General features: G+C 52.2%; 10 protein-coding genes. 2 read left to right on the top strand and 8 right to left on the bottom strand.

Annotated features, from left to right (window positions below; genetic code table 11):
* Window positions 1-29 precede the first annotated feature (29 nt).
* From KSO86_RS08230 to KSO86_RS08205, 6 genes are all read right to left on the bottom strand, one after another.
* Window positions 30-1,352: an ABC transporter substrate-binding protein gene (locus tag KSO86_RS08230; RefSeq protein ID WP_216378773.1), complete on the bottom strand. Its 1,323-nt coding sequence runs from the start codon at window positions 1,350-1,352 to the stop codon at window positions 30-32.
* Window positions 1,353-1,481: 129 nt separating this feature from the next.
* Complete coding sequence (locus KSO86_RS08225) at window positions 1,482-2,969, bottom strand: glycoside hydrolase family 5 protein (protein ID WP_216378771.1); 1,488 nt, start codon at window positions 2,967-2,969, stop codon at window positions 1,482-1,484.
* Between the two features lie 57 nt (window positions 2,970-3,026).
* On the bottom strand, window positions 3,027-6,047 hold the full coding sequence (locus KSO86_RS08220) for a glycoside hydrolase family 2 TIM barrel-domain containing protein (RefSeq protein ID WP_216378770.1): 3,021 nt from the start codon (window positions 6,045-6,047) through the stop codon (window positions 3,027-3,029).
* Entirely contained in the window at window positions 6,044-7,699 is a 1,656-nt protein-coding gene (locus tag KSO86_RS08215) for a DUF4091 domain-containing protein (protein ID WP_216432078.1), read from the bottom strand. Before KSO86_RS08215 ends, KSO86_RS08220 begins: the two co-directional genes overlap by 4 nt.
* A gap of 209 nt (window positions 7,700-7,908) precedes the next feature.
* Window positions 7,909-8,931, bottom strand: coding sequence for a class II fructose-bisphosphate aldolase (fbaA, locus tag KSO86_RS08210; RefSeq protein ID WP_216432076.1), 1,023 nt, complete (start codon window positions 8,929-8,931; stop codon window positions 7,909-7,911).
* A gap of 148 nt (window positions 8,932-9,079) precedes the next feature.
* The gene (locus KSO86_RS08205; RefSeq protein WP_216432072.1) at window positions 9,080-10,453 is read right to left on the bottom strand and encodes a putative Ig domain-containing protein; all 1,374 of its coding nucleotides are present in this window, start codon (window positions 10,451-10,453) and stop codon (window positions 9,080-9,082) included.
* 140 nt (window positions 10,454-10,593) lie between these two features.
* Here KSO86_RS08205 and KSO86_RS08200 point away from each other — a divergent pair, with 140 nt between their 5' ends.
* The gene (locus tag KSO86_RS08200; protein WP_216432070.1) at window positions 10,594-11,460 is read left to right on the top strand and encodes an SIR2 family NAD-dependent protein deacylase; all 867 of its coding nucleotides are present in this window, start codon (window positions 10,594-10,596) and stop codon (window positions 11,458-11,460) included.
* 3 nt (window positions 11,461-11,463) lie between these two features.
* Here KSO86_RS08200 and KSO86_RS08195 read toward each other — a convergent pair whose 3' ends face one another.
* The gene (locus KSO86_RS08195) at window positions 11,464-12,114 is read right to left on the bottom strand and encodes a TrmH family RNA methyltransferase (RefSeq protein WP_216432069.1); all 651 of its coding nucleotides are present in this window, start codon (window positions 12,112-12,114) and stop codon (window positions 11,464-11,466) included.
* Window positions 12,107-12,613 (bottom strand): hypothetical protein, encoded by a 507-nt coding sequence (locus KSO86_RS08190; protein WP_216432067.1) that lies wholly within the window; start codon window positions 12,611-12,613, stop codon window positions 12,107-12,109. The genes KSO86_RS08195 and KSO86_RS08190 overlap by 8 nt, the downstream gene beginning before the upstream one ends.
* Window positions 12,614-12,830: 217 nt before the next feature.
* Between KSO86_RS08190 and KSO86_RS08185 the strand changes: the two genes are divergently transcribed.
* Entirely contained in the window at window positions 12,831-13,928 is a 1,098-nt protein-coding gene (locus KSO86_RS08185) for a DNA cytosine methyltransferase (protein ID WP_216378761.1), read from the top strand.
* The last annotated feature ends 1 nt before the right edge of the window (window position 13,929 follow it).

Here is a 13,929-nt window from a genome sequence, read left to right as displayed (position 1 = left end):
TCACGTCTCTTTCGGCGGCGGATCACCTACTATTCGGCTACTGGTAGTTTGAGATTCTTAAGCGTCTTCATCGATTCTTCTTGAGCTGCCGCAAAAATATCGGCAATCTTGCCCTTGGAATCAATAACGTTCGCTGCCGTATCAACCATCTTTTGGCCTACCGCAGAGAATCCTGGGATGTACTGGAAGTCAGGGTTCAAGCCCTGGTTTGCCTTGGCAAGCTCAGTGAAAACGTCTTGTCCACCAAACTGACGCTTAATCTTTTCTGGAGTGGTCACGTCTCCCTTAGCTGCAACAACGAGGCCTTGTGTTGCAAGATCTGCCGTCTGGGTGTTGAACCAGTTGTTGAACTCCATTGCCTCGTCGATGTACTTGCATCCCTTCATCACGGCAACGCCCGATCCACCGTCAGGGCCGGTCTTCACGCCTTCACCGAAATCTGGTAGTAGAGCTACTCGCCAAGTACCTTCAGCATCTTCTGGAACAACTGGGTCAAGCATAAAACCAGCTTCCCAAGCTGCACCGATGTTTCCAATAACCTTCTTATCGGTCAATGCCTTGGTGTATGCGTCATCCCAGCGGTTGATCGTGGTGACTGCCTTGGCATCAATGAGTTCTTGCCAGAAGTTAGCTACTACCTCAGATCCCTTGTTTTGGGTATTGATCTTCCACTTATCATTTTCGGTAGTGAACCACGGATCGCCTACAGCAGCAGCCTGTGCTGAAAGCCAGTGAGCAGCTTCATCGGGTTCGAAATTCAAAATGTACTTGCCTTGTTCCGCTGCCTTCTTAGCAGTTTCTTTCAGCTCGTCGAGTGTTGTTGGCACGGACAACCCGAGAGCATCGAATTCTGCTTTGTCATAGAAGTAGACGAGCGGGCCAGTATCTTGTGGTAGACCCACGACTTTTCCACCGGCTGCCATCTGACCATATGCACCGGAGAAGTTGTCCTTGTACTTTTCTGCCTGCTTGGTGACGTCTTCAACCATGCCTTTCACGAATGCCTCTGGGACCTCGGAGTATCCGAGCTGTGCTAAACATGGGGCGGTATCAGTTGCCACATCCTTTTCAAGCTTCTGGAATAGATCTGCAGCTTTACCATCGAATTTTGTTGCCTTGACTGTCATATCCGGGTGATCTTTGTTCCATCGATCTACGATTTCTTGAACTTTGACCATGCCTTCACCATCTGGCAAACGATGGACGTACTCAAGTTTGGCTTCTGTCTTTCCGTCTTCGCCGGACGATGCTTTTCCAGCCGAGTCCGATGAACAACCAGCCAAGCCTGCGGCTGCGAGTGAAACAGTTGCCAAAACGGCAGCGACTTTGCTGCGATGCGACAGTGTTGTCATAATTTTTCTCCCCTTTGAGTTCAGAATGACTGTTCTGCTTGCCATTACACTATACCGCTGTTCACTAAAAAGTGAATCCGGTAACATAACACTTTTCTTGTCAACAGATATTGGTAGTCCGGAAGCTACTTACTTAGCCCGTTTTACCCAAACTTCCTTGTACTGCGCAAAAGTTCCAGCGTTAATTGTCAGTATTTTTTCTTCAGGACTAAATCTAACGATTGTTGCCCCCTCAACACGGATATCGTCAATCGCCGATGCCCATGGAACCTGGATTTCGGTATTGCGCCCATCACCGCGTTCAAAATAGATCCCACACCCATCAGCTAATGGTTCTTGCGAATCCAAGAAGCCGCCTACGACTGTGGCATAGCATGTTGCCAATAAGTCGTGCGTGTTGCGATTATGGCCGTTTTCATCCCAGGGCCCCCATTGTCCGCGATCAGAGGAGTAATAAAAAGTAGAGGCTCCCATCATCCCTAAACGCCATTGGGCATACTTGACATATTCCAGCCCACCCGGTTTGTCAGTGTTAAGTCCATATTCGCCGACGACGATGGGGACAGTCGTCCCGTCTGGCGAGAGATCTTTGGCTTGTTGACGAACATTGGCTTGCCACAATCGCATTGCCCCTTTAATTGCAAGTGCTGACCACTGAGGCATCCCGCCTTCTTCAGTACCAAGCATGTACATGTGCGGAGCATAACCGATCTTTGGTTGTCCTTGGCGTGGGTCTGGGATGTATGGCAGATGTGTTCCCAATCCCTGATTTGCACCTAAGGCAACTGGTTCTAGGAAAATCCAAGTATCGTTATCCGTTTCGCGAATTGCATTAATAACCCGCGTGTAAAGATCAGCTAGTGGCCCTTTTTCCAACGATGCTGGAAGAGATTTACCTGCGAATGGTTCATTCATCAGATCGTAGCCAAAAACTCCAGGATGATGCGCAAAACGATGAGCAACATGAGCCCACATTTTGGCATAATGCTCCGCTAGTTCAGGATGTTGTCCGGTGTGATTCCAGAAATTATCGAATGCTCGAATAACCCCATCTTCGAGATAATACATAGCCCAGTTATCATGTTTATTTACTGGTAGCCCGTCAGTATATGTTGCCCACGCTGGAGCGCCATTTCCGACACCAGGAATATCAGCTACACCCGGTCCGTAAAGGTCTTGGTGCATGTCTAACAAAACAGTCATGCCATGAGAGTTATAGGTGTTGACTAGGCTTTCTATCCGATCAAGATAGGCATCATCGTACACACCCGGTTGCGGCTCTACACATCTCCACTGCATCAATAGTCTTACCGCGTTACTACTGAGTTCGCCGCGTTCCCGAGCGATGTCAGTTTCGTAGTATTCCGGCATACAGTCTTTCGCTACTTTCGTCGAACCATGCGTATTGAGTCCACGAAGAATCACTTGCCGACCATCAGACGTTGTCAAATATGATCCGCCATCACCTCCCTTACCAAATGTTTCTACTATCGACTTAGCTTGTTCGCCCGTCGATAGCTCATCTTTTTCATTCGCATATGCAGCTTCTGGCAGCAACGATGCTCCCATAGCGAATCCAATCACTAACGCTGCAGGTTTTCTCCACTTCAGTCTCATTCTCTACTCCTTCCCTCTTTTCTAAGCGCCGTTGCTTAGAATGTGTGAGATGAGAAATCATCGAGTATGTCGTTTTATATCTAACGAGATAGTCACCGCCCGTGGTGTCCATGCGTGTTGTGGGTAGACATCTGGACCGCATGTGCGCGAACCTAAACCATGCTGGCCACCATCAAGATATAGATGCCAGAATCCATCGTTTTCTTCCAGTTCGTATGGGTGGCGCGCGACCGTAAGTGCAAACTCGTCCTGCTCATGCAGACTAAATGACGGATAGTAATCGGAATACTCCGGCAAACTGATATGCGGATGCGCATGCAGGCTAACCCCATATGAGCCATAGCTCAAGGCCAGCTCACGCATCCCAATTCGCGTCCCGTTTTCTTGCGGAACCGAGTACTCAAATTCTAGGTCTTGCGGTTCAGCAGCAAAGTGCCCCAATGTCACTGCTTGGCGAGAATCCGAATATGCTTCACCAGGTCCATATCCGTACCATGAGACATGTTCTGGCCGCGGGATAGCAACATGGATTCCGGTTCGTGGCCACGAGCCACGCCAGCTAGCTGACGGCATCACGTCCGTAGACAACCGGACGACTGGTTCGCCGTCGACAACGCCCCATTCCCAGTGCCAGGTGACGTTCACTCTGGCTTGGGACTGATCACTCGCCCAGACTTCTTCGCGCACGTATCGTCCACTGTACTCATCGCCCGAAAGCTCAGTATGCCATTCGTGACATACCATCTTATCCAGTCCTGCAGCACGCCACAGATCTGCCGACGACGGCGCACCTTCCAAGCCGGCACCAAACGTCTTCCCTGGGCTTGCCAAACTAAATGACCCAAACCCACGCGATTCATCGTTATCCGTTGGTGCCCGCCATAACGACGGTCGAATATCAGCAACCGGAAGCTCAAGAATACGAATCAGCCGATCGCCGTCGAGCTCCACGAGCGGTTCTGTTGCGGGTTCAATCACGCCCCCGACCGGATACCGCAACGGTTGGACCTGCGGACGAATCTGGGTACGGCTCACCTCCCAGCCTTCTTCTTCCCACGCATTCCCCGGAATCGGGACTTCGTTGCGACACGAGACCAGATCAATCACAGCTTCTGGCGAAATAGCGTCGTTTTCCCACACGAGCGTTTCACGTTCACCCGGAGCAACATCATGCTCTAGTACGCCTAAACAGGTCCCACCCACGTAAACACGAGTGGTGAGAATACGCGAGCGTTGCGCATGGTATCGGTTACGAACATCAACAATCAGCCGGCCCGCTTCTGCCCGAGCAACCAACTTGGCCGGGGTGTAGACGGCCTTGAGCTCTGCAAGTGCCGGTGAGGGAACGCCGTCGGACCGAACTAACCCGTCCATCACGAAATTCGAATCGTGCGTGCGCTCCCCAAAATCACCGCCGTACCCGAAGTATTCCTGGCCATTGTCCCAGGTACGCAAGCCGTGGTCGCGCCATTCCCAGACGAAACCGCCATGATACTGCTCGTAGCGCTCAATACACTCGTCATAGTCAATCAACGCACCCGGCCCGTTTCCCATCGCATGAGCGTATTCGCAGTTAATCAACGGGAACTGATGCACCTGACCCCACACTGCCACATCAGAAATCGGTACGTCACCGCCAGGAGAACACATGGCGTGAATCTGTTCGATCGGCAAATACATGCGGGAATGAATATCGGTGATTCGCCCGTCATAATCGCCTTCGTAGTGGATCGGACGGGACGGGTCCTCCCGGCGAATCAAAGCCGCTGAGCGCGCCATGTTTTCCCCGTATCCAGACTCATTCCCGAGCGACCAGATAATAATCGACGGATGGTTGTAATCGCGCGAAACCGTCCGTAGGGCACGATCCTCGTAGACGCCTCGCCACTGCGGAGAATCAGACGGGTTACCAGCCCAGTCGGCAAACACAAATCCATGGGTTTCCAGATCAACTTCGCACACTACCCAGAACCCAAATTCATCTGCCAGATCGTAAAAACGTGGATCGTGAGGGTAGTGGGCGGTCCGGATCGCGTTGATGTTGTGCCGTTTCATCATGGTCAGATCCCGGCGGAGCTGGTCTGGATCGAAAGCACGTCCCTTGTCTGGGTGGGTTTCGTGGCGATTAACGCCACGCAGTTCTAGCTTCTTTCCGTTGAGCAGGATTCGTGGCCGATCTCCACGGAACACCTCAACCCGGCGGAATCCCACCCGGATCGTCCGGGTATCTACTGAATTGGTAAGCGTGATCGGATATAGGTGTGGCGCATCCGGGCTCCACGGCAACGCTGATTCGACGACGACGTGCTCCCACCGCCCGGTTCGTAGCTCATAATCGCGGTCCCCGATACGGCAGGTGTAGGTATCGCCGTCGGACTCAACTCGGATGTGTAACGTGCACACGCCGGTGTGTGGATCATAGTCCCCGTGAACGCGGGCATCGCGGAAACTTCCCGCGCGTTCCACATAAAAATCAACGTCACGGAAAATGCCGGCCAGCCACCACTGGTCTTGATCCTCGATGTAGCTCATCGCCGACCATTGGCTCACAACCACCGAAATTGTGTTTGTACCCTCCTGGATAGCCGAAGAAATATCGACTTCGTGCATCAACCGCGACCCACGCAAGGTAGCAACCAGAACATCATTGACCCGAACCTGCGCAATGGACTCAGCACCAAGGAACCGAATAATTGCGCGCCCGCCTGCAGCCACGTCAGCGAATGCTTGGGCGGAAACGTTGAACGTTCGCACATGTTCCCCGGTGGGATTATCTTGCGGCACGTGCGGCGGGTTGAGTGCGAACGGGAACTTTTGGTTAGTGTAGATCGGCTTGCCTCGTGTCCACAGCAACCGCCCGGCGTCGTCGCGTTCGGAACTAAACGCCCAATGGCACGGTAACGTGATGGTCTCCCACGGGAGGGAATCATCTAGCTGGGCTGTGGGGTGAAGCCGGAAGCGCCATTCGCCGTTGAGCGAGATGTGATGCGGATAGTCGCTGGCCGGACGCCATGTGCGCGGAGGTACGAGGAAACCAGTGGAGGCAGAAATTTCTTCGATATGTTGTGGCGTGCTCATAGTTCCTTCATTTTTTCTTGTAGCTTGGCGTCAATAGTAGAGTTGAGGCGCTCTCGACGCCGGATCAGTTCCTGTTCCGAAACCCAACCGCTCGCATAATCGAGGGTCTGGTCCGGATCAATAATGTCAAGTACCGCATCGCGCCCCATCAGGGTTTCCGCGAATTGGCAGACGGCTAGATCCTGGAAGCCGGCGCCCACCATGCGGTGTCGCAGGCTTTCCCAGACTTCACCGTTCGGCGCGGGATAAACGATGAACGCATCTCCGGAGATGAATCCGCCACCGGCGTCGTTTTCCCAGAACGGATCGACATACCCGGTGGACAGCTGCGTGTTATAAAAGTTGTATCCCCACTGTAAAAATCCGCGAGCGCCAGACTTGTAGAGCTGGAACCCCAGATAGCGGTGGCGGTTCGGGCGTTGGGCGATGTATTGGTTGGCAAGTTTCGTTTCTTGACATACACAGTAGTAGACCCATTCTGGTTCGATACCGCTGGCACGGAACTTGTCGATTGCGTCTGTGGCGACGACGGCGGTGTCCACAAGTTCGTGGTAAGCCACGTCAGATAGAGCATCGATGACGTGGCAACCGTCAAGCAAGTCGAGCACTTGGGCACGAGCTGCAACATACGTGTCCACATTGTTTTCGGCAGGCTCATCTGAAATATGGAAATAGAGCGAGTCAGGATCCATATGTTCGCTCAAGAAACTACGCACAAACGGAATAAGTTGTTCGAGGAATGCGCGGTATTCTGGCGCGGTAGCAGGGGTCTCCCAGCCAAAAGCCGGCTGAACCTCTTGGCCCTGCCGAATATAGAATTGTGCGCAGGCTTTCGCTCCCCACTGGGTGAAAATATGCGGGATCTCGATAGCGCTAAACCCGTGCTTTTTCAGCAAGCCGAGCCAACGCACCGCCCGTGCCGTATCGAATAGGTACTCTCCGGTTTCGGTACGCGTAATGTCTAAGAGCTGGGTTGGCATCCGGCGTTTTCCGGGAGCGGTATCAAGCGGCGGGGTCCACAGTGGCATCAGCAAACAGTTAATGTGCATCCGCCGGGCAGCAATCATCTGGTTTTCAATCGCCTGCCAGTGTTCGTCACTCCATACTGACACATGAGCTGTATGCGCTAAGGAATCACAATGGAACCAGCGGGTGTTGACAATATCTGGTTCTGGAACGGTGGCCGGAATCGTTGTCACCTCTAGTGTTGGTAGCACGATTTCGCCGACTTTTACCGTGATATAGGCGCCCGGGTCATCGACGCTCACCCACACACTATTCCACCCCTGGTGACGTTGTTGAACGAAACAGCTCCATTCGGAACCGTCCGCACTATTGGTCTTTTTGGTCTCCACTGGACGCAAAACATCTGGCATAAGATCTGGGCGAGAGACGAGATAACCGTCGTCGTCCCCCATAAAAAACGGGGTAGATACCGGAACAAGCATGGCTTCTTCGCATCGAACAGTTGCTAAATCACCAGCGGAAATGGTGATCGTGGTTTCGATCCGGTCGATACCATGCGGCGGCTCATGCCAGGCAATCTGAAACTGGAAAGGTTCGTTGCTGAACCGAGTACGCGAAAGTTCAGCCGGGCGCGGGCGTTGCGTAGGAAGAATCTTCGTTAGTTCATCAACAATGAGGGCCTCCATGGCCAGCCTCCTCAAGCTCTGAGCTTGATATTAGTTGGGAAACATCGTTGTTCCCGTTCTGATACTCCGCATATTTTATTATTGAGCTCAATAATTATGCAACCGTGTAGTGGCTAATAGAGACTGCAAAGGCGGACACCCTATCGGATGCCCGCCTTCAAGCCTATGTGCATACTTAACGCAGCATGCTAGGCGTTGACGCAGCTCGATCAGCGCATCTTGGTTCCGACGGAACCGAGGCGCTCACATGCTTCAACAACGCGCGCAGCCATGCCGGTCTCAGCAGCCTTACCCCACGAGCGTGGATCGTACTGCTTCTTGTTGCCGACTTCGCCGTCAATCTTAAGAACGCCATCGAAGTTACGCATCATCCACTCAGCGACTGGGCGGGTGAATGCGTACTGGGTATCGGTATCGACGTTCATCTTGATAACACCGTTGCGGACAGCGGTTGCGATTTCTTCTGCGGTTGAGCCGGAGCCACCGTGCATAACGAGATCGAATGGCGATTCCTTGCCAACCTTCTTGCCAACTTCTTCCTGAATCTCACCAAGGAGTTCTGGACGAAGCTTGACGTGACCTGGCTTGTATGCACCGTGGACGTTACCGAAGGTAAGAGCGGTGATGTAACGGCCCTTTTCGCCAAGACCAAGAGCTTCGATGGTCTTCATGCCATCTTCAGCAGTGGTGTAAAGCTTCTCGTTGATTTCGCCAACAACGCCGTCTTCTTCGCCGCCAACAGCGCCGATCTCGACTTCGAGGATGGTGTTTGCCTTGACAGCAAGCTCTAGCATTTCCTGAGCGATCTCAAGGTTCTCTGCGAGTGGAACAGCAGAACCGTCCCACATGTGGGACTGGAAGAATGGGAGACGACCAGCCTTGACTTCTTCAGCTTCGAGCTCCATAAGTGGGCGAATCCAAGAATCGATGTTCTGCTTTGCACAGTGATCGGTGTGCAGTGCGATGTTGACATCGTAGTTCTTTGCGATTTCGCGAGCGTATGCTGCCATTGCGAGGGAGCCGGCAACGCGGTCCTTCACAGTTGAACCTGACCAGTACTCTGCACCGCCAACGGAAACCTGAATAATACCGTCAGACTCTGCCTCAGCAAAGCCACGGATAGCAGCGGTTAGCGTCTGAGATGACGTAACGTTAATTGCTGGGTATGCGAACTTGCCGGCCTTAGCGCGGTCAAGCATTTCGTTGTAAACCTCTGGGGTTGCAATTGCCACGGGAATACTCCTCTTGTAGTGGTTAGAACAGTTCCATTATCGCACTATTCGTGCTCACTTGTTAAGCCCTCAGTCCCGTTCGTGAAATTATGTGCACTAGGTATCTATCTATGCGAGGGTAATAGTAGATAGACGCCTGGCGAGAGATTCAGACGGTACGCTTTTTACGCATCAGGAGAACACCGCCACCGGCACTCATCAGTAGCAGGCTCGCAATGCCCATGCCGAGGAAACCGGTCATTCCAGTTTGTGCTAGCGGCGTCTTACTTGCTGGGTGAACAACCGGTAGAGTCACATCTCCAACTGGCGGAGTCACATCCGAAACTGGCGGGGTCATATCTCCAGCTGGCGGGGTTACCTGCACTGGCTCGATATTAACGGTGGTGCTGTACTCGATAGCATTTCCTAATTCGTCTTCAGCAGCAATATTGGCCTCAAACTGACCAGCTTGCGTAGGTGTCCCGCTCAATAATCCTGTCGCCGGATCGAAACTTAGCCCAGGAATAGCTGCCGACGTCCATGTCCACATTGACACCGGGAAACCTTCGGTCACTGTGAACTGGTGTGAATACGCTGTTTCTACCGTGCCGGTAGTTGGTGGTTCACTTGTCACGTCAGCTTGTACAACTGGATAGAAAACCCATCCAGTAAAGGTCTCTCCGGCGCGTGGAGCTGGGTCCTGGAACTTGACCCCCAGTTGGGTGGTCATCTCATCAAGATTACTAACAGTGACAGTATCCGTCCCTAGTTCGTATTCGGACGTGTACTGATCTCCAGCAACAACGATTCCGTTGTCCCCAGTAGTAGTAAGAATATCTGGGCGTTGCATACTCATTATGAAAGTATCCGCGCGGGCTGGAACGTACATCGTCGGTCCAGATTCATTGACTTGGCCACCAGCATAAAGTTTCGTCAGCTGTGATTGTCCAAGCGGGGACAGATCTACTACCCGGTTGCTCGCGATCCGGATGTCGCGCAGATTCGGTAACACGTCCGCAGTCAACGCCGAAACATGTTCAATCTTGTTGTTGCTCACCGCAAGATACGTCAGCGTTGGTATGGTCGCGATAACCCTTTCCAAATCGGAATCTTCAAGACCAATATTGTTGAGAGCTAGTTTCTGGAGTGTCGGATGATTCTTTATCACGTCGACGTTGTCCAGCTCAGTATTATTTTGCAGATTAAGACTTTTTAGCCCAGTTAGCGGTGCAATCTCATCAACGTTCGTAAGCCCCGGATTCTCACCTAAATCAAGTCTGACTAGCTGAGTGAAGGCACCGAGGCCAGTAACATCAGTGACGCCTCGACGGCAGGTTAGTTTGATCAGTTCGTTGACGTCGTCGTCAGTGATCTCACTTCCGGCCGGCTTTTTCAAAGCCTTGGTGATGCAGTTCGCCAAATGTTCGTCGGGAATGTTGATTGTAGTTGCTGCGCTCGCAATCGACGGCGTTAAAAACAGGCCAACTATCAGCGTCGTCGTAATAAGTCGTGAGCGAGTTCGCCCTTTTCGATGGAAGATCATATGACTTCCTCTCCCCGAATAACAATATCCGGTGTCTGAAAATTGTGCGCATAAGCATCGCCTGCGACAATCGTCAAACTACACTCGGATACGCTTCTGTCCACCCTACACGTTTATCCAAAAGCAACTAAGGTGAGAATATGAATGATTCGCTAGGCCCTAATCAGTTCACTATCCAGCCGCCATCTCCAGTTGCTGAGCAGATCGCAGATCTGATGCGTTCTCGGCGCACGCTTGTTCTTACTGGCGCCGGGGTTTCAACTGGTTCTGGCTTGCCGGATTATCGCGGCACTGGCGGTGGGGCAACGCCCACAGTGGATATCGACATGTTCCACGCACACCAGTATTGGCGAAACTGGGTGTGGCAACGCAATCACGAAACATGGCACAACCTATTGACAATTGAGCCTAATCCAGCACATCACGCATTAGCCCAGTTAGAACAGGCCGAGCTCGTTACTGGCATTGCCACCCAAAATATTGACGGCTTGCATTCGCTGGCAGGAAGCCAAAATGTCTGGGAGCTTCACGGCACATATCAGTTCGCCCGATGCACCCAGTGTGATAAGCGACTCCCACGCGCCGAATATGCGGTTTTGTTAGATCAGCTCAACCCGAACTGGCCCACCGTACCGGGCGATATTGCGATTTTGGCGGAAGCCACCGCGGCGGCCAAGCAGCTCGCCCAAGAGTCCCGCTTCCATCCGGCTCCGTGTCCGTATTGTGGTGGAATCATGAAGCCTGACATCGTCATGTTTGGCGAAGCGCTGCCACCGGCTATGGACTATGCGATGTCAGCCGCGAACGAATGTGACGTTATTTTGATTGTGGGCACTTCACTGATTGTGAGTACCGGTGCGTGGGTGGCTCGCCAAGCGTGGGCCCGCCAAGCCGACGTCGTCATCATCAATCAAGGACCAACTGCGCTCGATCGCATCGCCGATATTCGGTGTGACGACGACGCATCCACGCTCCTACCTGCAATCGCACAAGCGCTAGGCATCTAGGCGTTATTCCTGCGGCCCGTGCTGCATAATCCACATGTGCATGGCAATCGCAGCCGCTGCCGCAACATTCATGGACCGCGTGGAACCAAACTGTGGAATATAGACGGCCGAATCGGCGGCCGCCAACAGTTCGGCGCTCAGCCCGTTGGATTCTTGCCCGAAGATCAGCAGCGCATTTTCCGGTAACGGAGTGGCGGCGATCGGCGTCGAACCCTCCATGTTGTCTACCGCAACAAGCACATAGTCGTTTTCGCGAGCCCACTGTGCCAGGCTGGCAACGTCTGGGTGGTGGTGGACGTTGAGGTAACGGTCGGTCACGAGTGCGCCGCGCCGGTTCCAGCGTTTGCGGCCAACAATATGGACGCCGCTGACGTTGAAAGCATTTCCAGTGCGCACGATTGATCCGATGTTCAGATCATGTTCGAGGTTTTCGATGGCGATATGCAGTTTGGTGGAGTGGGTGGCCAGATCGTCACGGATAGCTTCCACCGTCCAGTAGCGGTATTTGTCGACGACGTTACGCTTATCGCCATTCGCCAAGAGTTCCGGATCGTATCGCGGATCGTCTGGAAGCGGACCTTCCCACGGGCCAACACCGGTGATTCCGCCCGGCTTTTCGCCGTTTCCCCAAAAGTCGAATGCTTCGTCAGTCATGTTTTTCTCCACTCATGAGGTCGTTTTCGGTGTAGGACGCGAGCGTTGTGCCGATCAAGGCGGCAGTTGCTGCTACTGGCAGATCTGGGATTGCTGCGGGTTCGTCGTCGTAAAGTTTGATGGCGACGGCGGTACGGCCGGTTGCATCTGGGCCGATCAGGGCACCGTCGAGTTGGGTGACGACGTCGTAGGCAAGGCCGCGGGAGGCGGCGGCGTGTTGGATCGCGAGCGCGAGGGGTAGATTTTCCGGCGCTACTGTAAGGATGTCGATGTCGAGCGGGCCGTAGCCGTTTTCCTCAAGCAGGTCGAGCATGACGTGGCCGGCGAGGATAGCGCCGTCGTAGCTCAGTAGCACGGCACGCAACTCGCGGGCGGGTGCGGAGCTGGGACGCTGGGTACCAACTGGCTGACTATCATTTGCTGGCGGGACAACGTCGGTAGCGAAAATCGGCCGAAGCAACTCGGCCAGCGCGCTCTTTTGCGGATCATTACTAAACACGGTGGTTAGTATATCCGCATATACTCATGGTTTCTCATAAAACCTGATTACTGGAACATCAAATAGTCATTGTCACAGAACTATGTGGGAGCCTCGAAATAATATTGAACAAGAAAACGTTCCAGCTGCAATTAGACTATATTTGGGGCAAGATAGATTCCAGCATAGTCCAATTCAGCCACGCATTTAACAGAAAACGACAGAGGTTCCAGTAGGCATGACAATCAACCCTTCACATAAGGCTGATCTCCCGAAAACTTTCCGTATGGGGGAATTATTCTCCGGACCCGGAGGATTAGCAACTGGTGCCTTCTCGGCCAAAATTGACGATCCGGACTATAAACTCGTCCATAAGTGGGCCAATGATTATGACCTCGATACCACACTGACATACAGCAAAAATATTTGTCATAAAGAAAAATCCGAATCTGTAGTTCATGGGGACATCCGCGAATTATCTGTAGAAACATTCAAAAAACTTGGAAAAATTGATGCATTTGCATACGGATTCCCTTGTAATGATTTCAGCACAGTTGGAGAGCGCAAAGGAATGGATGGAGAGTTTGGTCCTTTGTACTCATATGGCCTGCCCATACTAGAAGAATTCCAACCATACTTTTTCGTAGCTGAAAACGTATCCGGTCTGTCATCAAATAAAGAAGGGAATGCGTTTAAAACTATTCTGAAAGATCTTTCCGCTACTGGATATAAATTAGTTCCACATCTCTACAAATTCGAAGACTATGGGATACCACAAGCACGACATCGAATCATCATAGTGGGAATCCGTGAGGATCTTCCTTTTAATTTTGAAGTGCCAAGTCCAGAACCTTACAAGGACATCGACATTTCAGTTAAAACTGCACTTTCAAATATACCAACATGGGCTACAGGTCAGGAGCGCACGAAGCAATCCGCGACCGTAGTAGAGCGTCTCCAACACATTCTACCCGGACAAAATGCGTTTACAGCGGATCTACCAGAGCATCTAAGAATCAACACAAAAACAAAAATTAGCCAAATTTATCGTAGACTCGATCCCGAAAAACCTAGTTATACTGTCACCGGTTCGGGTGGCGGTGGAACACATATGTATCACTGGGAGGAGCCCCGTGCTTTAACGAACCGCGAACGAGCTCGGTTGCAAACTTTCCCAGACGATTTTGTTTTCGTGGGTTCTAAAGAATCAGTTAGAAAACAAATTGGTATGGCCGTTCCAGTGGCAGGATCAAAAATTATCTTCGAAGCGATTCTCAAGACGTTTGCGGGAATTCCATATGCGTCCATAGAACCTAGTTTTCCCCGGATTGGATAAT

It is taken from the genome of Arcanobacterium phocae (assembly GCF_018913465.1).
GTDB classification, from domain to species: Bacteria; Actinomycetota; Actinomycetes; order Actinomycetales; family Actinomycetaceae; genus Arcanobacterium; species Arcanobacterium phocae_A.
Note: the sequence above shows the minus strand (reverse complement) of the source record. Positions and strands in the feature narration are given on the sequence as shown.